Source organism: Janthinobacterium lividum (genome assembly GCF_011601275.1).
Taxonomy (GTDB): domain Bacteria; phylum Pseudomonadota; class Gammaproteobacteria; order Burkholderiales; family Burkholderiaceae_D; genus Janthinobacterium; species Janthinobacterium lividum_E.
The window spans coordinates 531862-553745 of record NZ_JAAOLY010000001.1; the positions used below are offsets into that span (position 1 = coordinate 531862).

At 64.3% G+C, this 21884-nt stretch carries 19 protein-coding genes; 4 read left to right on the forward strand and 15 right to left on the reverse strand.

All coding sequences use genetic code 11. From position 1 onward, the window contains the following. Position 1: 1 nt before the first annotated feature. The 14 genes from GYK42_RS02460 to GYK42_RS02525 all read right to left on the reverse strand — a co-directional run bounded on the left by GYK42_RS02460 (position 2) and on the right by GYK42_RS02525 (position 15754). The gene (locus tag GYK42_RS02460; protein ID WP_166446172.1) at positions 2-526 is read right to left on the reverse strand and encodes a FixH family protein; all 525 of its coding nucleotides are present in this window, start codon (positions 524-526) and stop codon (positions 2-4) included. Between the two features lie 52 nt (positions 527-578). After that, positions 579-1961, reverse strand: a complete 1383-nt coding sequence (gene ccoG / locus GYK42_RS02465; protein WP_082654612.1) for a cytochrome c oxidase accessory protein CcoG — start codon at positions 1959-1961, stop codon at positions 579-581. 2 nt (positions 1962-1963) lie between these two features. Beyond that, entirely contained in the window at positions 1964-2884 is a 921-nt protein-coding gene (gene ccoP / locus GYK42_RS02470; RefSeq protein ID WP_166446173.1) for a cytochrome-c oxidase, cbb3-type subunit III, read from the reverse strand. Then, the gene (locus GYK42_RS02475) at positions 2877-3080 is read right to left on the reverse strand and encodes a cbb3-type cytochrome oxidase subunit 3 (protein ID WP_035823305.1); all 204 of its coding nucleotides are present in this window, start codon (positions 3078-3080) and stop codon (positions 2877-2879) included. The genes ccoP and GYK42_RS02475 overlap by 8 nt, the downstream gene beginning before the upstream one ends. 1 nt (position 3081) lies before the next feature. Then, the gene (ccoO, locus tag GYK42_RS02480) at positions 3082-3696 is read right to left on the reverse strand and encodes a cytochrome-c oxidase, cbb3-type subunit II (protein ID WP_166446174.1); all 615 of its coding nucleotides are present in this window, start codon (positions 3694-3696) and stop codon (positions 3082-3084) included. 15 nt (positions 3697-3711) lie between these two features. Then, a complete protein-coding gene (gene ccoN, locus GYK42_RS02485; protein ID WP_034752511.1) occupies positions 3712-5139 on the reverse strand; it encodes a cytochrome-c oxidase, cbb3-type subunit I in 1428 nt (475 codons plus the stop codon). Positions 5140-5381: 242 nt separating this feature from the next. Next, positions 5382-5558: a cbb3-type cytochrome oxidase assembly protein CcoS gene (gene ccoS / locus GYK42_RS02490; RefSeq protein ID WP_166446175.1), complete on the reverse strand. Its 177-nt coding sequence runs from the start codon at positions 5556-5558 to the stop codon at positions 5382-5384. Positions 5559-5560: 2 nt separating this feature from the next. Continuing rightward, positions 5561-7990: a heavy metal translocating P-type ATPase gene (locus GYK42_RS02495; RefSeq protein WP_166446176.1), complete on the reverse strand. Its 2430-nt coding sequence runs from the start codon at positions 7988-7990 to the stop codon at positions 5561-5563. A 22-nt stretch (positions 7991-8012) separates the two neighbouring features. Next, entirely contained in the window at positions 8013-8774 is a 762-nt protein-coding gene (locus tag GYK42_RS02500; protein WP_166446177.1) for a sulfite exporter TauE/SafE family protein, read from the reverse strand. A 9-nt stretch (positions 8775-8783) separates the two neighbouring features. After that, the gene (hemN, locus tag GYK42_RS02505) at positions 8784-10232 is read right to left on the reverse strand and encodes an oxygen-independent coproporphyrinogen III oxidase (protein ID WP_166446178.1); all 1449 of its coding nucleotides are present in this window, start codon (positions 10230-10232) and stop codon (positions 8784-8786) included. Between the two features lie 24 nt (positions 10233-10256). Beyond that, a complete protein-coding gene (locus tag GYK42_RS02510) occupies positions 10257-11918 on the reverse strand; it encodes a methyl-accepting chemotaxis protein (protein ID WP_166446179.1) in 1662 nt (553 codons plus the stop codon). Between the two features lie 195 nt (positions 11919-12113). Continuing rightward, positions 12114-14222 carry an EAL domain-containing protein gene (locus GYK42_RS02515; RefSeq protein WP_166446180.1) on the reverse strand — a complete coding sequence of 703 codons (2109 nt, stop codon included), beginning with the start codon at positions 14220-14222 and terminating at the stop codon, positions 12114-12116. A gap of 69 nt (positions 14223-14291) precedes the next feature. Continuing rightward, positions 14292-14723 carry an inner membrane protein YiaA gene (gene yiaA / locus GYK42_RS02520; protein WP_166446181.1) on the reverse strand — a complete coding sequence of 144 codons (432 nt, stop codon included), beginning with the start codon at positions 14721-14723 and terminating at the stop codon, positions 14292-14294. 83 nt (positions 14724-14806) lie between these two features. Continuing rightward, positions 14807-15754, reverse strand: a complete 948-nt coding sequence (locus GYK42_RS02525; RefSeq protein ID WP_166446182.1) for a DUF808 domain-containing protein — start codon at positions 15752-15754, stop codon at positions 14807-14809. A gap of 191 nt (positions 15755-15945) precedes the next feature. On the opposite strand from GYK42_RS02525, the gene GYK42_RS02530 reads away from it, so the two are divergent. From GYK42_RS02530 to GYK42_RS02540, 3 genes are all read left to right on the forward strand, one after another. Continuing rightward, complete coding sequence (locus GYK42_RS02530; RefSeq protein WP_166446183.1) at positions 15946-16587, forward strand: LysE family transporter; 642 nt, start codon at positions 15946-15948, stop codon at positions 16585-16587. Between the two features lie 104 nt (positions 16588-16691). Beyond that, the gene (locus GYK42_RS02535; RefSeq protein WP_166446184.1) at positions 16692-18428 is read left to right on the forward strand and encodes a FecR domain-containing protein; all 1737 of its coding nucleotides are present in this window, start codon (positions 16692-16694) and stop codon (positions 18426-18428) included. Positions 18429-18750: 322 nt separating this feature from the next. Further along, positions 18751-19047 (forward strand): DUF493 family protein, encoded by a 297-nt coding sequence (locus GYK42_RS02540; RefSeq protein WP_034752493.1) that lies wholly within the window; start codon positions 18751-18753, stop codon positions 19045-19047. Here GYK42_RS02540 and GYK42_RS02545 read toward each other — a convergent pair. After that, positions 19040-20239: a multidrug effflux MFS transporter gene (locus GYK42_RS02545; protein ID WP_166446185.1), complete on the reverse strand. Its 1200-nt coding sequence runs from the start codon at positions 20237-20239 to the stop codon at positions 19040-19042. The two genes, GYK42_RS02540 and GYK42_RS02545, sit on opposite strands and share 8 nt — an antisense overlap. A gap of 137 nt (positions 20240-20376) precedes the next feature. Here GYK42_RS02545 and GYK42_RS02550 point away from each other — a divergent pair, with 137 nt between their 5' ends. Then, positions 20377-21849 carry a PLP-dependent aminotransferase family protein gene (locus GYK42_RS02550; protein ID WP_166446186.1) on the forward strand — a complete coding sequence of 491 codons (1473 nt, stop codon included), beginning with the start codon at positions 20377-20379 and terminating at the stop codon, positions 21847-21849. The last annotated feature ends 35 nt before the right edge of the window (positions 21850-21884 follow it).

The following is a 21884-nucleotide window of genomic DNA, read 5'->3' on the forward strand; positions in this document are numbered from 1 at the left end:
CTTACAGTTCTTCGTCCGCATGCAGCGCGATGCTGCGCTGCAGGGGCCAGGTCCAGATGCCGGACAGGCGCCACTCGCGCTTGTCGTTTTCCACCAGCACTTGCCAGCGGCTGCGCTCGAGCATCGGCAGCGCGACCGAGAAATTGCCGGCCGCATCGGGTTGCACCAGCACCTTGATATCTTTTTCCGGCAAGGTCGCATGCGCCAGGTGCAGCAGCAAAGGAGCCTGATAGGCCTTGCCGAAACTGTGCACGGAACCGGTCAGGCGCGCCTGCGCCACGTCGTACGCCAGGCTCGTATCCATGGCCAGGTCGCTGGCGATCGTGTCGCGCTTCAAATCCTGGTTGATCGCCTTGCCCTGCTTGTAATAATCGCCCACCACCAGCGCGTCGGGCTGCGTAAACGCGATATAGCCCATGAAGCTGCCGACGACCACGGACAGGCCGGGGCCGATCATCAGCAGCCATGGCCAGCGATGCTTGTACCACGGTGCAACGGGAGGCTGCAGTTTCAGACTGTCGGACATGGTATTCTCCTTTTAAACGGCCAGCCCCCGTGCGGGGACCGGCCTTCCTGCATTAACGCGGCACGATGAAGACCGCGCTTTCACGCACATGCAGCGACGGGTCGTCCAGCGATTGCAATTCGATCGCAATCTTGTTCGAGCCCTTTTCGCCCACGCCGTGCGGCACGCGCAGGCGGATCGGCCAGCCCAGCGTTTCCGTCGGCTGCAAGGTCACTTCTTCGCGCGTCAGCAAGGTCAGGCCCGGCAAGCCGGTAGCGCTGATCTTGAAATGCTGGCTTTGCTCGGACGTGTTCATGATCTGCAGGCGGTAGACGTTTTCGATCATGCCGTCTTCCACTTCGCGTCCCATCGAACCGCGGTCGCGGATCACGTCCATTTTCAGGGGCGTGCGCAGGGCCAGCGAGGTACATACGGCGATGATGATCAGGGCCAGGATGGAAGTGTAGATCAGGACGCGCGGGCGCATGGCGCGCTGGCGTATCTGCTTCGAATTGAAGTTGTTTTCCATCGCATGGTCGGTGCTGTAGCGTATCAGGCCACGCGGCCGCTCGACCTTGTCCATCACGCTGTTGCAGGCATCGACGCAGGCGGCGCAGCCGATGCATTCATACTGCAGGCCGTTGCGGATATCGATGCCGGTCGGACACACCTGCACGCACAGGGTACAGTCGATGCAGTCGCCCAGCTTGTCGTTGTTGCCGGCTTTCTTGCTCATGGCGCCGCGTGGTTCGCCGCGCTTGGCATCGTAGGTGATGATCAGGGTGTCCTGGTCGAACATGGCGCTCTGGAAGCGCGCGTAGGGGCACATGTATTTGCACACCTGCTCGCGCAGCCAGCCCGCGTTGCCGTAGGTTGCCAGACTGTAGAACAAGACCCAGAACCATTCCCAGGGACCGAAGTTCAAGGTGGTCACCGACTGCGCCAGTTCCTTGATCGGCGTGAAGTAGCCGACAAAGGTAAAGCCCGTCCACAGGGCGATGGCGCCCCACACCAGGTGCTTGGCCGTCTTCTTGAACGCCTTGCGCACGGAGGGGCCCTGCTTGTCGAGGGCCATGCGCGCGCTGCGCGTGCCCTCGATGCGGCGTTCGACCCACAGGAAGATTTCCGTGTATACCGTTTGCGGACAAGAGAAGCCGCACCACACCCGCCCGGCAATGGCCGTGACGAGGAACAACAAATACGCACAGATGATCAGCAGGGCCGCCAGATAGATGAAATCCTGGGGCCACAGCACGACGCCGAAAATGTAGAACTTGCGCGTGGTCAAGTCGAACAGCAGGGCTTGCCTGCCATTCCAGGTCAACCACGGCAAGCCGTAGAACGCGAGCTGGGTAAGCCATACGCATACCCATCGCCAGGTAGCGTAGCGTCCTTTGGCCTCGCGAGGGTAGATTTGCTCGCGGGCCGCATACATCTTGATGACTTGAGGTTCCATTTTTACTTTGCGGGTGCCTGCGGATTCGACAGGCTCCAGACATACGCCGACAGCACGTGCACCTTGGATTCGCCGAGGAAATCGCTGAAGGCCGGCATGGTGTTGCTGCGTCCCTTGCGTACGGTTTCCATGATGGTGTCGGCGCTGCCGCCGTACAGCCAGACCTTGTCCGTCAGGTTCGGGGCACCGAGCATCTGGTTACCCTTCGCATCGGCGCCGTGACAGGCCATGCAGGCGCCGAACTTGGCCTTGCCCAGCACCGACTTGACGGGATCCGACGTCGAACCGGACAGGCTCAGCACATAATGGGCCACGTTCTCGACATCCTTTTCGGAGCCCAGCGCGGCGCCCATCGGCGGCATCTGCCCATTGCGGCCGTGCAGGATGGTGGTCTTGATGATGTCCGGTTCGCCGCCATACAGCCAGTCCTTGTCCGTCAGGTTGGGGAAGCCCTTGTTGCCGCGCGCATCCGAACCGTGGCATTGCGCGCAGTAGGTCAGGAACAGGCGCTGGCCGATGGCTTGCGCCTGCGGGTCGGCGGCCACCGTTTTCAGGTCCTGGCTCAGGTACTTGTTGAACAGGGGACCGTAGTCGGCTTCCGCCTTCTTCAGCTCTTCCTCGTACTGGCCCGTCGATTTCCAGCCCAGGCTGCCGGCATAGTTGCCCAGGCCCGGGTACAGGAACAGGTAAGCCAGCGCGAAGACGATGGTGATGTAGAACAACCACATCCACCAGCGCGGCATCGGCGTATTGAGTTCCTTCAAGTCCTCGTCCCAGACGTGGCCCGTGGTGCCGTCGGCGGGGGCGCCGGCGACCACTTTCACTTTCGACTGCGAGTACAGCAGCACGCCGCAGCCGATGATGCCCAGCAGGGACAGCACGATGATGTAGATATTCCAGAAGCCATTGGTAAAGTCAGCCATGGTGATGCTCCTTCGCCAGGTTCATCTCGGCCTCGGCCGGATAGTCGAGCGCGTCGTCGGCGAACGGCAGGCGCGCCGCCGCGTCGAAGTCGCTGTTGCTGCGGCTGAACGTCCACCACAGGATACCCACGAACGTCGTAAAGGAAACCACCGTCATGACGCTGCTGGCGCTGTCAAACAGGTTTTCGATTGCCATGCTAATTCCTTGTTTTGATTAATGTACCGAGGCCTTGCAGATAGGCGACCAGGGCGTCTTCTTCCGTCTTGTCCTGCAGCTGCGCCGGGCCGGCGGCGATCTCTTCATCGCTGTACGGCTGGCCCAGGCGTTTCAGGGCGCGCATCTTCGGCATGATCTCGTCAGGCACCAGCTTGGTCTTCGCCAGCCAGGGGTAGGACGGCATGTTCGACTCGGGTACCACGTCGCGCGGGTTGTTCAAGTGCGTGCGGTGCCATTCGTCGCTGTAGCGGGCGCCCACGCGGGCCAGGTCGGGTCCCGTGCGCTTGGAACCCCACTGGAACGGACGGTCGTAGACGAACTCGCCGGCGACCGAATAGTGGCCATAGCGTTCCGTTTCCGCGCGCAGCGGACGCACCATCTGCGAGTGGCAGTTGTAGCAGCCTTCGCGCACGTAAATGTCGCGGCCCGCCAGGCGCAGCGGCGAATACGGCTTCAGGCCGGCGACCGGTTCCGTCGTGCTCTTCTGGAAGAACAGGGGGACAATCTCGACGGCGCCGCCGATGCTGATCACCACCGTGACCAGGGCGATCAGCAGCCAGGGGTTTTTCTCAATCCATGCATGTGAAAATTTCATTTGCTTTCGCTCCTATCAGGCGTGCGCCGCGTTCAGTTCCGGAATGCGGGCGACGGGGAGTTTGCTGCCGCGCAGAGTCATCCAGGTGTTGTAGCCCATGATGCACATACCCGACAGGTACAGCAGGCCGCCGGCCACGCGCACCACGTAGTACGGATACGTTGCTTTCACGCTCTCGACAAAGGTGTAGGTCAGGGTGCCGTCCGGATTGACAGCGCGCCACATCAGGCCCTGCATCACGCCGGCGATCCACATGGCGGCGATGTACAGCACGATGCCGATGGTGGCCACCCAGAAGTGCACGTCGACCAGGCGCGTGCTGTGCATCTGCGTGCGGCCAGCCAGGCGCGGCAGCAGGTAGTAGATCGAACCCATGGTGATGAAGCCGACCCAGCCCAAGGCGCCCGCATGCACGTGGGCCACGGTCCAGTCGGTGTAGTGCGACAGCGAGTTGATGGTCTTGATCGACATCATCGGGCCTTCGAAGGTGGCGATGCCGTAGAACGACAGCGAGACGATCATGAATTTCAGGATCGGGTCGGTGCGCAGCTTGTGCCAGGCGCCCGACAGGGTCATGATGCCGTTGATCATGCCGCCCCAGCTTGGTGCCAAGAGGACCAGCGAGAAGACCATGCCGATCGATTGCGTCCAGTCAGGCAATGCCGTGTAGTGCAGGTGATGCGGGCCCGCCCACATGTAGGTGAAGATCAGCGCCCAGAAGTGGACGATCGACAAACGGTACGAGTACACGGGGCGCTCGGCCTGTTTCGGGATGAAGTAGTAGACCATGCCCAGGTAGCCGGCGGTCAGGATGAAACCCACCGCGTTATGGCCGTACCACCACTGGATCATGGCGTCCTGCACGCCCGCATAGGCGGAATACGATTTCGTGAACGAGGCTGGCATGACGGCGCCATTGACCACGTGCAAAATCGTCACGGCCAGGATGTAGGCGCCGAAGAACCAGTTGGCCACATAGATGTGCTTGACCTTGCGCTTGATCAGCGTGCCGAAGAACACGATGGCGTAGGCGATCCAGACGACGGCGATGAGGATGGCGATAGGCCATTCCAGTTCCGCGTACTCCTTGCCGCGCGTCATGCCCATAGGCAAGGTGACGACGGCGCACAGGATCACGGCTTGCCAGCCCCAGAAGGTGAAGGCGGCCAGTTTGTCGGAAAACAGGCGCACCTGGCAGGTGCGTTGTACAACGTAGTACGAAGTAGCGAACAGGCCGCAGATGCCGAAGGCGAAAATCACCGCATTCGTGTGCAGCGGACGCAGGCGTCCGTATGTCAGCCATGGTATGTCGAGGTTCAGGGCAGGCCAGGCCAGCTGAGCGGCGATGATAACGCCAACCAGCATGCCGATGATGCCCCATACCACAGTAGCGACCGCGAATTGCTTCACGATCTTGTAGTTATAGTTCAGCGATTGATCCACAAAGACTCTCCCTGGAATTACTATTTATGATGGTGGCCAGAGAGTAAGTGTTTGACCGCGAAAAAACTTTGATGTGGATCAAAATTCCCCGGATGAAATAAGCGTAGCGAACTGGCATCGAAATAAAGTGATATTTCGGTCAAATTCCGCTCAACAAAGCCATACAAGATCCCTGCAATCCGGACGGATGCGGGGCAGACGCGCCGGCCATGGCGCGCGGGATGCCGGCCGGGCTGGTGAGGTCAGGGATGCGGTTCGCCGGGTGCCGGCGTGGCCGTCGTGTCGTCGTCCTGCAGCACGCGCAGGCCTGGTCCGACGAGGTCGTCGAACTGGCCGCCGTCCGAGGCCGTGAAATACACCCACAGGGCGATGAAGACGACGACGACGCTCAAGGGGATGAGAAGATACAGTGCTTCCATGTTCAGGCTTTCCGCAGGCGCAGGGCGTTGGCGATGACGACGGCCGAGCTGGCAGCCATGCCGACACCCGACAGCCAGGGGTTCAAGAAACCCAGCGCGGCGGCCGGGATGGCCGTCAGATTGTACAGGGTGGCCCAGCCCAGGTTTTCGCGGATGATGCGCATGCTGCGCGCGGCCGTCTTCGCCGTGTCGAGCACGGATACCAATTGGCTCGACAGCAGTACCGTATCCGCATGCGCCTGCGCCAGGGCGGCGCCGGAACCCATGGCGAACGAGACGTCGGCGCCGCTCAGCACGGCCGCGTCGTTGATGCCGTCGCCCACCATCGCCACCACGGCGCCCGTCGCTTGCAGCTGCTGCACGAAATCGAGCTTTTCATCGGGCAGGCATTCGCCGCAGGCCGTGTTGATGCCCAGTTCCGTCGCCACGCTTTGCGTCAGCGCTTCCTGGTCGCCGCTGAGCAGCACGACCTGCTTGCCGCGCCGCTGGAAATACGCGACGACGTCGCGCGCTTCCGGGCGCAGCGCATCGCTGAGTAAAAAGCGCGTCAGCCAGCGGCCCTGCGCGCCCAGGTACAGCGGCGTCATGCCCTGCATGCCGATGGCCGTGTCGCCCAGCGGCGGCCCGGCGATGGCGGCGACAAAGGCCGCATTGCCCAGGCGGTAGCGCACGCCGTCGACGATGCCTTCCAATCCCTGCCCCTGCACTTCCTGCACTTGCTCTGCATGCGCGCCTGATGGTTCGCCTGCCGCCGCCAGGATCGCCTGCGCCAGCGGGTGGGCGCTGCCCGCTTCCAGCGCGGCGGCCACCTGCAAACAATCGTCCTCGCTCAGGCTGCCGAGCCCTTCGATTTGCCGCAGCACGGGCCGGCCCAGGGTCAAGGTGCCCGTCTTGTCGAAGACGATGTGGGTGGCGCGGTGCAGGGTTTCCAATACGTGCGGCTGGACGATCAGCACGCCGCGCCGCAGCAGGCTGTCAGTGGCGGCCGCCAGCGCCGTCGGCGTGGCAAGAGACAGCGCGCACGGGCAAGACACGACCAGCACGGCAATGGCCACGGGCCACGCTTGCGACGGGTCGTGCCAGCTCCAGAAGGCGAACACGGCGACGGCAAACAGCAGCAGGCCCAATACGAACCAGGCGGCGACCTTGTCGGCCCACTGCGCGATCTGCGGCTTGCCGCTGCCGGCCCGTTCGATCAGTTTTAATAAGTCGGACAAGGTGCTTTCGCGCGCCGGTTTGAGCACACGCAAGATGAGCGCCGCGCTCGCGTTGATGGCCCCGCCCGGCACCCGTTCTCCCGTTTTCCTGCGCTGCGCCGCGCTCTCGCCCGTCAGCAAGGATAAATCGAGCGCGCTCGTGCCTTCGACGATGACGCTGTCGGCGGCGATCGCCTCGCCCGGTTTGACGAGGATGACGTCGCCCACGGCCAGGCTGCCGGCCGGCACCAGGGTGGTGGCGCGGTTGTCGGGATAGCCCGCCATCAAGGAGGCGGAGGCGGGCAAGGCGTGCTGCAGGCGCTCGAGCGCGGAAGCGGCCTTGCGGCGCGCCTGCAGCTCGAAATAGCGGCTGCACAGCAAGAGAAAAATGAACATCGTGGCCGAGTCGTAATACACCTCGCCGCGGCCCGTAAAGGTTGCCACCACGCTGCCGAAGAAGGCGGCCAGGATGCCCAGTGCGACGGGCACGTCCATGCCCAGGGTGCGCGCGCGCAAGCTGGCCCAGGCGCCCTGGAAGAAGGGCATGGCCGAATAGCAGATGGCGGGCAGGGTCAGCAGCAGACTGGCCCAGCGCATCAGGCTGGCCATATTGTCGTCCAGCGTGCCGTCCTCGGCGGCCAGGTAGGCGGGCGCCACGTACATCATGACCTGCATCATCGACAGGCCGGCCACGAACAACTGGCGGCCCAACGTCTTGCTGGCTTTTTGCAGGCGCTCGCCATGGCGCACGGCGTCGTACGGATAGGCCGTGTAGCCGACTTGCCGCACGGCTTGCAGGATGTCGCCCGGCTCGCACTGCGCGCGGCTCCAGCGCACGTACAGGCGCTCCGTGGCGACGTTCAGGCTGGCTGCCTGCACGCCGGGCAGGCGCGTCAGCTGGCGCTCGATCAGCCAGACGCAGGCGGCGCAGCGGATGCCTTCGACAGAGAGCGTTGCTTCGCAGCTGCTGGCGTCGCGCGCGAATTGCGCATCGTCATTGCTGTACAGGCGCAATTCGGGCGGCACCATGGTGGCGTCCGCTGCATTGACGGCGTATTCGTCGCGGTCGCGGTAGTAGGCGCTCTGGCCGATGTCGACGATGGTTTGCGCCACCGCTTCGCAGCCGGGGCAGCACATGGCGCGCGGCACGTCGTCGATGGCCACGTTCCAGCTGGAACCGCTTGGCACGGGCAAGCCGCAATGGAAGCAGGCGGAGGGTTGTAAAACAGCATTCATAGGTTTGTTTTCAAGCGTCTTTTCATGGATGGCCGGTGACGCACAGAGCGTCGAGCCAGCCCAGCGAGACGCCGTTCGCGGCGCGCAGCAGGCCCAGCAAGCCAAAGCCCAGCACCAGCAAGCCGCTGGCGATGCGCACGGGACGGCGCTGCATCTGCGCGCGCAGCCGCGTGCCCAGCAAGCCCATGCCCAGCAGCATGGGCAGGGTGCCCAGGCCGAAGGCGGCCATCGTGGCCGCGCCTTGCAGGGCCGAGCCTTGCAGCATGGCCGTCAGCAGGGCGCTGTAGACCATGCCGCACGGCACCCAGCCCCATAGGCCGCCCACGGCCAGCGCTTTGCATGGCGTATCCATGGGCATCAGCGGTTTCAGCAGGGGGCGCACGCGGCGCCAGACGACGTTGCCGGCCGCTTCCAGATGGGCCAGGCCGCGCCAGGCATCCATCAGATACAGGCCCAAAGCAACCAGCATCAGGTTGGCCAGCCAGTAGCCGGCCACTTGCAGGGAAGCCAGATGCAGCATGCCCGCGCCCGCCAAGCTGCCGGCCATGGCGCCGGCCAGCATGTAGCTGGCTATGCGCCCGCCGTTGTAGGCCAGCACGCGCAGCACGTTAGCCTGGACTGCGGGGCGCGCCACGGCGATGGCGATCACCGGGCGCGCAGGCGCCGCCGCCGGTGCGCCGCCGCCAAGCGACAGGGCGCCCACGATGCCGCCGCACATGCCGATGCAGTGCACGCTGCCGGCCAGGCCGACGAGGAACATGGGCACGAGGCTGAGGGCGTTCATCGCGTGGCGCTACACCGTTTTCGAGTAGCGCAGCGGTTGCACCGCGTCGGGCGCCGTATTCGCGCGCGCCATGGTCAGGTAGCGGTCGAAGACCATGCAAATATTGCGGATCAACAAGCGCCCTTTCGGCGTCACCGTCAGCCAGTCTTCCTCGATGACGAGCAAGCCGTCACGGGCCAGTTCGCGCAGCTTGTCCAGCTCGCTGGCGAAGTAGCTGCGAAATTGCACGGGGTGTGCCTGCTCGATGCTGGCGATCGACAATTCGAAATTGCACATCAGCATCTGGATGATGATACGGCGCAACAAATCATCCGTGTCGAGCTTGATGCCGCGCGCGATCGGCAGCACGCCTTCGTCAAGCTTTTCATAGTACGCGTCGAGCGTCTTTTCATTCTGGCTGTAGACGGCGCCGACGGAACTGATGGCCGACACGCCGCAGGCGATCAGGTCCGCTTCCGCGCGCGTCGAATAGCCCTGGAAGTTGCGGTGCAAGCGGCCCTGGCGCTGCGCCACGGCCAGGTCGTCCGTCGGCTTGGCGAAATGGTCCATGCCGATGTAGACGTAGCCGGCGGCCGTCAGGCGCGCGATGCACAGGCCCAGCATGGCCAGCTTGGTGGCGCTGTCGGGCATGTCGGCGTCGAGGATGCGGCGCTGCGGCTTGAACAGATGCGGCATGTGCGCGTAGTGGTACAGGGCGATGCGGTCGGGGCTGGCGTTGATCACCTTGCGCAGCGTTTCCGTCATGGTTTCCAGGTTTTGTTTCGGCAAGCCGTAGATCAGGTCGATGCTGATCGAGCGGAAACCGGCATCGCGCGCCGCCTGCATGATGGCTACCGTTTCCGCTTCCGGCTGGATGCGGTTGACGGCCTTCTGCACGTCGGCGTCGAAATCCTGCACGCCCAGGCTGATGCGGTTGAAACCTTGCGCGCGCAGCGAAAACACGCGTTCGCGCGAGACGGTGCGCGGGTCGATTTCGATCGAATATTCGCCGTCTTCATCGGAAGCGAATTCGAAATGCTGGCGCAGGTGCGCCATCAGTTCGTCCATCTGCTTTTCGCTCAGGTAAGTGGGCGTGCCGCCGCCGAAGTGCAATTGCTCGATCTGGTTCATGCCGGCAAACAGCTTGCCCTGCATGGCGATTTCCTGTTTCAGATAGCTGAGATAGGTGGCGGCCTTGCTGCGGTCTTTGGTGATGATCTTGTTACAGGCGCAGTAGTAGCACAGGGTGTCGCAGAACGGCACGTGCACGTACAGCGACAGCGGGCGGCGGCCGCCGCGCATGCGCAGCGCGGCCAGCGCTTCCAGGAAATTGCCGTAGCCAAAATCCCCGTTGAAACGGTCGGCGGTGGGATAGGACGTGTAGCGCGGGCCGGACTGGCTCATCTTGCCGATGATGACCGGGTCGAATTCGACCACGGCGTCCAGGTCGGCGGAAGCACTGCTGAGTAGTGTAGGCATGATGTGTATGAAGTCTTGAAAGGTTTAGGCGGCCAGGCGTTTCATGGCGGTGGGCTTGCCGGCGTTCGCGGCGCCGCCCTTGCCGCTGGGCATGGCGACGCGGCGCGGTGGCGGCATCTTGCCGAAATTGAACAGGCTCACGGCTTGCGACAGGCTGGCCGCTTCTTCCGCCAGGCGCGTGGCCGCCGCGGCCGCTTCTTCCACCAGGGCCGCGTTCTGCTGCGTCACCTGGTCCATATGGGCGATGGCCTGGTTGACCTGGTCGACGCCGATGCTCTGTTCGCGCGAGGCGATCGAGATTTCCTGCATGATGGCCGTCACCTGCTTGACGGAGCTGACCACCTGCTCCATGGTGGCGCCGGCGCGGTTCACCTGCAGCATGCCGGCGCCCACCTTGCCGACGGAAATTTCAATCAGTTGCTTGATGTCCTTGGCCGCCACGGACGAGCGCTGCGCCAGGTTGCGCACTTCGCCCGCCACGACGGCAAAGCCCCTGCCCTGCTCACCGGCGCGTGCCGCTTCCACGGCCGCGTTCAGGGCCAGGATGTTGGTCTGGAAGGCGATGCCTTCGATCAGGCCGATGATGTCGACGATTTTTTTCGACGAAGTGTTGATGTCGTCCATGGTGGTGATCACTTCGGAAACGATCTCGCCGCCCTGCACGGCCACTTTCGAGGCGGCCACGGCCAGTTCGTTCGCCTGCACGGAATTGTCCGCGTTCTGTTTCACCGTCGACGAGAATTCCTCGATGCTCGAGGCGGTCTCTTCCAGGCTGGCCGCCTGCGATTCCGTGCGGCCCGAGAGGTCCATATTGCCGACGGCAATTTGCCTGGTGGCCACGGCCATGGTTTCCACGTTGATGCGTACGTCGCGGATGGTGGCGATCAGGTTGCTGTTCATCTGTTGCAGCGCACGCAGCAGCTGGCCCATTTCATCCGTGCTGTCCGTCTCGAAACTGCCCGACAGGTCGCCGGCGGCAATGGCCCGCGCCCCGTTCAAGGCCTTGCCCAGCGGCTTGAGCACGGACATGCGCAAGGTGTACCAGAGGAAGACGTTGATCAGGAAACCGAGCAGAGTGGCACCGAAGATGGCGTAATTGGTGATCTTGCCGCCGCTGGCGAACAGGCTGATGACGCACACCAGCAGTTGCAAACAGTTGACGATGGAGGTGGCGGCCCAGATGCGCAGGTTGAGCGACATGTGCGTCAGCTTGTGCAGCAGGTGCGCCAGGCCCGGGCGCACGATCTGGCCGTGCTTGATGACGATGTTGCCGCCTTCCTTGTTGCGGATGGCCGCGTAGGCTTCCTCGGCCGCCTTGACCTGGTCCTTGTCCGCTTTCACGCGCACGGACATGTAGCCGATGGTCTTGCCCGCTTCGCGGATGGGCGTGACGTTGGCGCGCACCCAGTAAAAGTCGCCGTTCTTGCAGCGGTTCTTGACCAGGCCCGTCCACGGCGTGCCGGCCTGGACCGAGGCCCACAGGTCGGCGAATGCTTCGGCCGGCATGTCCGGGTGGCGCACGATGTTCTGGGGCGAACCGAGCAGCTCTGCCTCGCTGAAGCCGCTGACCTGGCTGAAGTACGGGTTCACATACACGATATTGCCGTTCATATCCGTTTTCGACACGATGGCCTGGTCGTCCAGGACGAGGACTTCACGGTTAGTCACTGGCAAATTTTGTCGCATGGTCGCGGCTTCCTGATCAGTTGAATAGCTAATTGGTGAGTAAGACTTGCACGATTGCAAGAATGGAGATCAGTGTAAGGAGTCGCCTGCGCAAATTTATTGATGTAGATCAAAATCCTCCAGATTGGTCGTGCTTGCACGCATTTAGCGATAGCAATGCGGCATTGTTTTAAAGTTACTGGTTGCCGGTGGCGGCTAATCCACGCCCGCCGTCAGCGGCCGCAGGCTGCCCACGGCGTAGCCTTGCGCGTAGTCGATGCCCAGCTCGCGGATGACGGCCAGGGTGGCTTCGTCTTCGACGTATTCGGCCACCGTTTGCAGGCCCATCACGTGGCCCACTTCATTGATGGCCTTGACCATGGCGCGGTTGATGGCATTGCTGGCGATGTCGCGCACGAAGACGCCGTCGATCTTCAGATAGTCGACGGGCAGGGCCTTCAGGTAGCCGAACGAGGAAAAGCCGCTGCCGAAGTCGTCGAGCGAGAAGCGGCAGCCCATGGCCTTGAGCTGGCGCATGAACACTTGCGCCTTGGGCAGGTTGGCGATGACGGCCGTTTCCGTGATTTCAAAGCAGATCTGCTCGGGTGCGATGGCGTAGTGCACGAACTGCTCGGTGATGTAGTCGTGCAAGCCCGCGTCGGCCAGCGACATGCCCGACAGGTTGATCGAATACAGGGCCGGGGCACGGCGACGCCCTTCCGCCAGCGCCTCGAGCGGCGCCAGGCTGTCGCGCACGCTCTCGATATGCGCGCAGACGGCGCGGATCACCCAGCGGTCGATGGACAGCATCATGTCGTAGCGTTCGGCGGCCGGGATGAAGGCGCCGGGCAGTATCAAATCGCCCTTGCCGTTGCGGATGCGGATCAGCACCTCGTCGTGGTGTTCCAGGCTGTCGTGCAGGTGCACGATGGGCATGGCGTACAGGCGGAAATAATCGTGTTCGAATGCCTCGTTCAGGCGCGAAATCCACAGCATTTCACCATGCCGCTGCGCCAGCATGACATCCGATTCCTGGTACACGTGCAGGCGGTTGCGCCCCTGCTCCTTGGCCAGGTAGCAAGCCTGGTCGGCGGCGATCAGCAGCTCGCTCATGGATTTGCTGTCTTGCGTAATTTCTACCATGCCGATGCTCACGCCCAGTTCAAAATTGCGGCTGTCCCAGGCGAAACGGAAATCCTTGATGGACTGGCGCAGCTGCTCGCCGATCACGTGCGCATGGTCAAGCGGACAGTGGGGCAGCAGCACGCCCAGTTCATCGCCGCCCAGGCGCGCCAGGATGTCGCTGTCGCGCATCTGCTGCTGCAGCAACTTGGCCAGCAGCTGCAGCAGCATGTCGCCGGCGCCGTGGCCACAGGTATCGTTGATGACCTTGAACTGGTCCAGGTCCAGGTACAGCAGCGCATGCACATGCCCTTCTTCCTTGGCCGAGTGCAGGGCGTTGGACACCAGATGTTCGAATTCGCGCCGGTTGACCAGGCCCGTCAAGGTGTCGTGCGTGGCTTGCCACGACAGTTGCTGGCTCAGCTTGCGCTCATGGCTGACGTCGCGAAACACGACGACGGCGCCAAGGATGCTGCCATCGCGCGACCAGATGGGTGCCGCGGAATCTTCGATGGGAATGCGCCGTCCTTCACGCGTGACCAGCTGCGTGTGCGAGGAAATGCCGATGGCCTGGCGCTGCAGCAGGCATTTGAGGGCTACGTGCTCGAGTGTTTCACCGGTGTTTTCATCGACCAGGCGCAGCGTGTCCTGGATATCAAGACCTTGCGCCAGATGGTTGCTCCAGCCCGTCAATTGCTCCGCTACGCGGTTCAGGTAGCGCGTCTTGCCGTGCGGATCGGTGGTGATCACGGCGTCGCCGATGGAGCTGAGCGTCACTTCGGCCAGTTCCTTGCGTTCGGCGATCATGATTTCGCGTCGCATGTGCTCGGTAATGTCCCAGATGATGCCCAGCGTGCGTTCGGGCCGCCCTTCGGCATCGGCGAACACCCGCGCCTTGGCCGACAGCCAGCGTTCATCGCCGTCCGGATGGACCACGCGGTACTGCAGCACATAGCCATCGCCGCGGTCGACACCTTCCTGCATCACCTGCAGCACGCGCTCGCGCTCGTCGGTATGCACGAAGCCAAGAAAGTCGCGGAACGGCTGCGTCAGCGGCCGCGCCGCCAGTCCCAGCAGGGCGGCGCCGCGGGCGGACCAGACGACGGTGCCGTCGATGAGCATGCCGTCGACGATGCTGGAATCCCATATCGCCATCTGCGCCGCGTCCAGCGCCAGTTGCAGCCGTTTTTGCAGATCGCTCATCTGATTCTCCGGCCCGTCGCCGGGCAAATACAGATAGAGTGGCGCGGCGCGCCATGGTTCCCGCTGGCGCTAGGCTAGCGGTGCGTTGCTTTGTTCCGGCGCAAGAACACGTGCTACATCGCGCACATTCTTTTGCACGGCCACGGCGGCAAACAGGCTGAGCAGGAATGCCATGGCATAGAAGCCCTTTTCGCTGTTTTGCAAGGCGGCGTTCCACAGGCCGACCGTCAGCAGCAGCAAGGCCAGCAGCACGGAAATCCAGCACAGGCCAAAATAAATGCCCGTCACGGCGATGCCTTCGGCGCGGTCGCGCACGGACTTTTGCAGCGAGATGGCGGCGAACAGGCCATACATGAGAATAGTGAAGTAATAGCCCTTTTCGTTGAGCGCCATCGTGGCGTTCCACAGGCCGGACAGGTAAGTGATGACGCCGATCAGCAGGGCCGCCCAGGAGGCGCCGATGAAGGCGCTGCTGGGACGTTGGATGGGGGAAGTCTGCATAGGGTCTCCATGGACAGGCTGGCGCCGCGGCATGGCCGGGCGGCAGGCACGGATGCGCCTGCCGCCCCATCAGACCAGAAAGTTTATTTGGCTGGCTTGACCATGCGCAACAAAGCCGACACGGCCGTGACGCCGGCCAGCACCAGGCCGCCGGCGATGACGCCGGCCACCGCGTTGATCAGGCTGGGCGTGACGGCTGCCAGCACGGGACCGATGCCGGCGACGCTGCCGACGGCTGCTACCGCATGGTGCAGCATGCCGCTGGCCCATGGCCAGCCGTGCGTGAGAATGCCGCCACCCACCATGAACATGGCCAGGGTGCCCACGACGGAGAGAAATTTCATCAGTTTCGGCGCCGCCGACACGAGCATGCGGCCAAAGCCGCGCACGCCATCCATCAGCGCGCCCGCGCCCTTGCGCGCGGACAAATAAAAGCCCGCGTCGTCGAGCTTGACGATGCCCGCCACCAGACCGTACACGCCCACCGTCATGATGATGGCGATGCCGACGACGACGGCTACCTGCTCGGCGAAGGTGGCGGCGGCCACCGTGCCCAGCGCGATGACGATGATTTCCGCCGACAAAATGAAATCGGTGCGGATGGCGCCCTTGATCTTGTCCTTTTCCAGGGCGACGAGGTCGACCTGCGGGTCGCGCAGCGCCTGCACCAGCTCGGCCTGGTGGCTGTCGTCCGGGTGCAGGTATTTGTGCGCGATCTTTTCGAAGCCCTCGAAGCACAGGTAGGCGCCGCCCACCATCAGCAATGGCGTGATGGCCCACGGCGCAAACGCGCTGATGGCCAGCGCGGCGGGCACGAGGATGGCCTTGTTCTTCAGCGAGCCGACGGCGACGGCCCAGACCACCGGCAATTCGCGCTCGGCGCGCACGCCGGCCACTTGCTGTGCGTTCAGGGCCAGGTCGTCACCGAGCACGCCGGCCGTCTTCTTGGCGGCCACCTTGGTCATCAGGGAAACGTCATCGAGGATGCTGGCGATGTCGTCGAGCAGGGCCAGCAGGCTGGAGCCGGCCATCTCAGTGCGCTCCCATGGCGGTGGCAGGAAGTGGTGGAACGAGGAAAGTGTTGTTTTTCATGATGTTGTTCTTGGTTGTACGGCAAGGGGTGACGTGGGTAAGGCATCCTTGCGATCTTACCCCAGGGATGGCCGGCAGGGCCGCACGGGCCGGGGTAAAATTGCTCATCGTCTCTTATTTTGGAAACCGCATGCCCTTCGCCACCTGGATCACCTTTGTCATCGCCGCCTCCATCATCGCCGTCTCGCCCGGCTCGGGCGCCGTGCTGTCGATGTCGCACGGCCTGTCGTACGGGGTGAAAAAGGCCAGCGCCACGATTCTCGGCCTGCAACTGGGGCTGCTGGTGGTGCTGGGCATCGCGGGCGCCGGCGTCGGTTCCCTGCTGCTGGCTTCCGAAGTGGCGTTCAATATCGTCAAGACGGTGGGCGCCCTGTACCTGATCTACCTGGGCCTGTCGCAGTGGCGCGCCAAGGTGGCGGTGGCCAGCGACCTGCATGCCGATGCCGTGGTGCCGTCCTGGCACCGGCGCGTGCTGACGGGTTTTTTGACGAACGTGACGAATCCGAAAGGCATCATCTTCATGGTGGCGGTATTGCCGCAATTCATCAGCCCTGCTGCGCCGCTGCTGCCGCAACTGCTGATACTGGCCGTCACCATGTGCACGATCGACCAGATCGTCATGCACAGCTACGCTTTCCTCGCTTCGTCGATGCAGCGTTTTTTCCGCGATGCCAAGGCCGTGAAAAAGCAGAACCGCTTCTTTGGCGGCTTGCTGATGGCCGTCGGCGCCGCCCTGTTCTTCGTCAAGCGCGGTGGCCAGGCGGCGTCCTGAACGAAGTCAATATGCAAACATTTGTAAGCCCGCTTGCGATGTCCGCCTGATGCGGATGTAATCGACAGCATGTCGTCCTTGTAAGTCCTGCCTGGAGCGCTGCCATGCGTCCTATCCTGTCTTTCCCCCTGCTCAACACCATCTGCGCCGTGCTGCTGTCGTCGGCGTGCTCCCTGGCCTTGGCCGAGGACCCGCCCGCCCGAGTGGGGCGCATTTCCACCGTCGAAGGGCAGGTGCTGGTGCGCGCCGGCGATGGCGATGCGCAAAACGCCCTGCTGAACTGGCCCGTCACGACGGATAACCGCCTGAGTACGATGCGCGGCGCGCTGGCGGAGTTTCGCGTAGGCGCGGCCGCCGTGCGCCTCGATGGCGATTCCGAGCTGGAAGTGAGCGAGCTCGATGACGACAGTTTCAAGCTGCACCTGAGCTATGGCACGGTCAGCGTGCGCGTGCGCAATCCCGATGCGCTGCGCGGCTTCGAGCTGACCACGGCCCAGGCGCGCGTGATCCTGACCCAGCCGGGCTGGGTGCGCATCGAGGCGGGGCGCCAGCCCGGCGCCAGCGTCGTCAGCGTGCTCGACGGGGCGGCCGACGTGGATGGCGCGACGGGCAGCGTCACCTTGCGTGCAGGCAAGCGCGCCGAGCTGACGGACGAGGAATTGCGCACGGGCGCCTTGCAGCGCGTGGCGTTCGACAACTGGCCCGAAGCCTTGCCCGCCGCCGCGCCGGCCTTGCGCTATGTCACGGACGATACGACCGGCTATGAAGAGCTGGACCGCTACGGCGCCTGGCAGGAAGATGCGCAATACGGCCCCTTGTGGCTGCCCAGCGCCGTGCCGCCCGGCTGGGCGCCGTACAGCGACGGGCGCTGGACATGGATCGCGCCGTGGGGCTGGACCTGGGTCGACAATGCGCCGTGGGGTTATGCGCCTTCGCATTACGGCCGCTGGGTGCTGCTGGGCCACCGCTGGGGCTGGGCGCCGGGCCGCGAACGTGGCCGCGTGCCCTGGGCGCCGGCCCTGGTGGGCTGGGTCGGCGGCAATCAAGGTCCACATCATGGCCAGCGCCCGGGCGTCGGCTGGTTTCCCCTGTCGCCGCACGAGCGCTACGTGCCCGGCTACCGCGCCAGCGCCGAGTATGAACGCCGCATCAACCGGATGGCCGAAGGGCGCCGCCCCGTGGCGGGCGAGCGCGAACGGCGCGAAGGCATGACGATGCTGCCCGGCGAGCGTTTTGGCGGCGCGCGCACGGTCGACGTGCCGCGCCGCAACCGCACCACCATGCCGCCGCCCGTCATGCAAAGTTTGCCGTTGAGCACGGCACCTGCGCCGGCCGGCAATTGGCAGCGTCCCATCGAGGCAAGGGAGCCCCGGCGCGACTGGGTCAACCGCCCCGGCCGCTTGCAGACGGACGATGGGCAGACGCACATGGCGCCGCGTCCCATGCAGCCGAACCGGCCGCCCGTGCCAGCCCAGCCTCAGCAGCCGCAACAGCCGCCGGTGCCGCAACAGCCCCTGATGCCGGTCATGCCGGCCTTGCCACCCGTGCAAGATCATGTGGCCCGCCCCGGGTGGCGTGGCGAGGAGCGGCCCCGTACCGACTGGCACCGCGCCGAGCGTGGCCCCCGCCGCGAAGTGGTGCAGACGGCGCCGCCGCCGTCCTTGCCTGCCCCGCCGCCTGTGGCCCAGCCGCGGCCCGCGCCGCCGCCGATGCCGGCGCCCGCCGCCCGTCCGCCCCAGGAAGCGCGCGGTGCCGAGCGCCCCAATGGGCCGCGTGAGCGCAACCATGAGCGCGGCAATCCCGGTCGCAACAGCCGGCTGCAGCCGGAAGCGGAGCGCTGACGGCGGCGGCGCTCCCGTCTGTCGCGCCGTATCGACATTCAAGCCGCAAAATGCGCAGTTCGTCACATACCGGAGGCAAAGCCGCCGTCGTTTGTCTACAGTACGACCACTGCTTATCCTCCAAGTGACAGCATCGCTTTTCCGGCTATTTTGTCTAAACGAAATAGTTTTCCGCCAGCTTACCCAGCTGGCTTTTTTTTTGCCTTGCCGTCTGCGCCATGGCGGCCGGCGCAGCCGCCCTCAAAGTTGGCTACAATACGCTTTTATGCAGCCGCCGCGCGATAAGCGCTGCCTGTTCTGACCGGCACTGATTGGATTTCCCATGCAAACGACCCCACCGACCGAAGTGACGATTCCCCCTAGCGAATCGCTGATCGAATACCCGAGCGACTTTCCCATCAAGATCATGGGCCCGACGCATGTCGACTTCGCGCCGACCATGCTCGAGCTGGTCATCAGCCACGATCCGACCTTCCACGCGGGCCGCATGGAAGAGCGTCCATCGGGTAAGGGCAATTACACGGGCCTGACCGTCACCGTGCGCGCCATCAGCCGCGAGCAGCTCGATGCCCTGTACACGGCGCTGTCGGGCCACCCGATGGTGAAGATCGTCATGTAAGACATGCCGCCGTCGTGCTGGCCCGCTTCCTCGTGAGCAGCCAGACGGCGGCAAAGGCCGCGCTGGCCGCCGCCGTCACCCACAGCAGCGGCTTTTCGCTGCCGTCCGTGATGGCGGCGATGACGGCGCCGCAAATGGCCGTGATGAGCATTTGCACGAAGAAGAACAGGCCCGAGGCGCTGCCCGCCTGGTCGCCATACGGCTGCAGCACGGCCAGCTGGCAGGCGGGAATCGCCATGCCCACCGACACCATCACCAGCAGCATCGGTGCCACCAGCGAGGCCACGTGCCGCGGTGCCAACGTACCCGCCAGCAACAGACTGGCCGCGCCCGCCACATTGATCAGCACCGCCACGCCCAGCATGTAATCGGCGCCCAGGCGCGGTCCCAGGGCGCGAAACAGGCTCGAGCCCGCGATATAGCCGCTGACCGTCAGCGCGAACACCAGCGCATAAGAGTGCGACGACAGATGCATACCCCTTTGCAACAGCACGGACGATTCCGCGATGAACGGAAAATACGTGCAATACACGCAGCCGATGGCCAGCGCATAGCGCAGGAAATACGCATCGCCCAGCAGGCGGCGGTACAGGGCCAGGGTATTGCCCTGTGGTACGACGCTGGCCGGCCTGGTTTCCGGTACATAAGCGGCGATCAGTCCCAGCGACAGCGCTCCCAGCAGGCACAGCACGCCAAACACGGCGCGCCAGCCGAACGCGGCATCGAGCACGCTGCCGGCCAGCGGCGCCAGGATCGGCGACAAGCCCATCACCATCGAGATTTTCCCCAGCATGCGCGCCTGCGTGGCAGGATCGAAGCGGTCGCGCACCATGACCCGGCCGATGATGGTGCCGCTGCAGCCGCCGAACGCCTGCAGCACGCGCGCGGCGATCAGGACGTGCACGTCGCTGGTGACGGTGCAGACGATGCTGGCGAGCACAAAAATGCCCGTGCCGGCCAGCAGCACGGGACGGCGTCCGTAGCGGTCGGCCAGCGGCCCGCAAGCAAGCATCGAGGCGGCCGAACCGGCCATGAACAGGCTCAAGGTCAATTGCAACTGGGCATCGCTGGCATGCAGGGCATCGGCCATGGCCGGCAGCGAAGGCAAATAGATGTCGATGCTGATGCGCGACAGGCAGACCAGCAGCAGCACGATGCCGCCCCAGGCCCATAAAGCGATTTGTTTCTGCATTGTTTGTACGATCCATACGAGCGTGCGCCCCGCTGGCGCACCGGAACGGTGAGAGTAGGATGGTTGTGGTGTAATGCGAAGTGCCACTCATCAGAAAATTCATTGGACCACTTGGACGAACTTGGACGATCATCATCATGCCGCGAGGAAAATCACCGCACGCCCTGGACTTGCCTCGCCCAACGAGCTGGCTCGACAAGGAGGGCGTCAACAAGCAGGATGGCGCGTATGAAGCGCTGCGCTCGGCCATCCTGACGAAGATGCTGCCGGCGGGCAGCCGTTTGCCGTCCAGCCGCACCCTGGCCGAACGGTGGGAGTTGTCGCGCGGCACCATCGAAACCGTGTTCGACCGCCTGCATGCGGAAGCGTACGTGACGCGCGTGCCCGGCTCCGGCACGCGCGTGTGCGCCGTTGTGCCGGAACGTTTCTTGATGGCAGGCTTCGGCGATACCACCCTGGCCGTACCGGCCGCCGCGCCCGCTCCTGCCTCGGACACGGGCGTGCGCGACGGCTTGCCGTTTGTTGCGCGGCGCGCCGACGCCAGCCTGTTTCCCATGGCCGCCTGGTCCAAGTGCGCCACGCGGGCACTGGCCGCCGCCACGCCGGAGCAGCTGTGCAGCGCCGACCCTGCCGGCTTGCCCCAGCTGCGCCAGCAGATCGCCGATTTCCTCGCCAAGTACCGCGGCATCCGCTGCGATCCGCAAGACATCGTCGTCACCACCGGCATCCGCCACGCGATTGACTTGCTGGCGCGCGGCATCGTGCGCGATGGCGATAAAGTCTGCCTGGAAGAACCGGGCTACCCGGCCGCGCGCGCCCTGTTCGCCCTCGCGGGCGCCGTGCCGGTGGACATTGCCGTCGACGCCGAGGGCATCGATTGCGCCGTCCTGGCCGCGCACGCGGACGCCTGCCTCGCATATGTGACGCCGGCGCACCAGTCGCCGCTGGGCGTGACCATGTCCGTCACGCGCCGCCTGGCCTTGCTGGAATGGGCGAACGATAACGGCGCCTGGGTGGTGGAAGACGATTACGACAGCGAATTCAATTACCACAGCGCCCCGCTGGCGGCCCTGAAGGCGCTGGACCAGTACCAGCGCGTGATTTACTGTGGCAGTTTTAATAAAACCCTGTTTGCCGGCCTGCGCGTGGGCTTCATGGTGCTGCCGCCCGCTCTACGCCCGCAACTGCTGCGCATCGTGCAGTTGACGGGCCGCTCCGTGGGCGTGACGGAACAGCTGGCGCTGGCCGCCTGGATGGAGGAAGGCGCCTTCGTGCGCCATCTGCGCCAGGCACGGCTGGCCTACAAGGAGCGGCGCGACTTGCTGCTGGCCTGCCTCGAGCAGACCGCGTCCGGGTGCTACACCATTTCCGGCCAGCAGGCGGGTTTCCATTGTGTGCTGTGGCTGCCGTCGGACAGCGATGAACGGGCGTTTTGCGCGCGCGCCGCGCAAGAGGGACTGGCGCTGCAGCCGCTCGGCGATTTTTGCCACAGCGCAAAATTGGCGCCGGCCGTGCTGCTCGGTTACACGGCCTTGAGCCTGGCCCAGGTGCGCCATGCTGCACAAAAATTGGGCAGATTGCTGCTGTTGCCAAGCGCCGAGGCTGAATGAAACGGCGGCCTGGCTTATAATCACGGCTTCGCCGC

Excerpts from the sequence above, each read along its gene's own strand:
- GYK42_RS02460 (WP_166446172.1), bottom strand. The coding sequence starts at position 526 with ATGTCCGACAGTCTGAAACTGCAGCCTCCCGTTGCACCGTGGTACAAG.
- ccoG (WP_082654612.1), bottom strand. The coding sequence starts at position 1,961 with ATGGAACCTCAAGTCATCAAGATGTATGCGGCCCGCGAGCAAATCTAC.
- ccoP (WP_166446173.1), bottom strand. The coding sequence starts at position 2,884 with ATGGCTGACTTTACCAATGGCTTCTGGAATATCTACATCATCGTGCTG.
- GYK42_RS02475 (WP_035823305.1), bottom strand. The coding sequence starts at position 3,080 with ATGGCAATCGAAAACCTGTTTGACAGCGCCAGCAGCGTCATGACGGTG.
- ccoO (WP_166446174.1), bottom strand. The coding sequence starts at position 3,696 with ATGAAATTTTCACATGCATGGATTGAGAAAAACCCCTGGCTGCTGATC.
- ccoS (WP_166446175.1), bottom strand. The coding sequence starts at position 5,558 with ATGGAAGCACTGTATCTTCTCATCCCCTTGAGCGTCGTCGTCGTCTTC.
- GYK42_RS02495 (WP_166446176.1), bottom strand. The coding sequence starts at position 7,990 with ATGAATGCTGTTTTACAACCCTCCGCCTGCTTCCATTGCGGCTTGCCC.
- GYK42_RS02500 (WP_166446177.1), bottom strand. The coding sequence starts at position 8,774 with ATGAACGCCCTCAGCCTCGTGCCCATGTTCCTCGTCGGCCTGGCCGGC.
- hemN (WP_166446178.1), bottom strand. The coding sequence starts at position 10,232 with ATGCCTACACTACTCAGCAGTGCTTCCGCCGACCTGGACGCCGTGGTC.
- GYK42_RS02510 (WP_166446179.1), bottom strand. The coding sequence starts at position 11,918 with ATGCGACAAAATTTGCCAGTGACTAACCGTGAAGTCCTCGTCCTGGAC.
- GYK42_RS02515 (WP_166446180.1), bottom strand. The coding sequence starts at position 14,222 with ATGAGCGATCTGCAAAAACGGCTGCAACTGGCGCTGGACGCGGCGCAG.
- yiaA (WP_166446181.1), bottom strand. The coding sequence starts at position 14,723 with ATGCAGACTTCCCCCATCCAACGTCCCAGCAGCGCCTTCATCGGCGCC.
- GYK42_RS02525 (WP_166446182.1), bottom strand. The coding sequence starts at position 15,754 with ATGGCCGGCTCCAGCCTGCTGGCCCTGCTCGACGACATCGCCAGCATC.
- GYK42_RS02530 (WP_166446183.1), top strand. The coding sequence starts at position 15,946 with ATGCCCTTCGCCACCTGGATCACCTTTGTCATCGCCGCCTCCATCATC.
- GYK42_RS02535 (WP_166446184.1), top strand. The coding sequence starts at position 16,692 with ATGCGTCCTATCCTGTCTTTCCCCCTGCTCAACACCATCTGCGCCGTG.
- GYK42_RS02540 (WP_034752493.1), top strand. The coding sequence starts at position 18,751 with ATGCAAACGACCCCACCGACCGAAGTGACGATTCCCCCTAGCGAATCG.
- GYK42_RS02545 (WP_166446185.1), bottom strand. The coding sequence starts at position 20,239 with ATGCAGAAACAAATCGCTTTATGGGCCTGGGGCGGCATCGTGCTGCTG.
- GYK42_RS02550 (WP_166446186.1), top strand. The coding sequence starts at position 20,377 with ATGCCGCGAGGAAAATCACCGCACGCCCTGGACTTGCCTCGCCCAACG.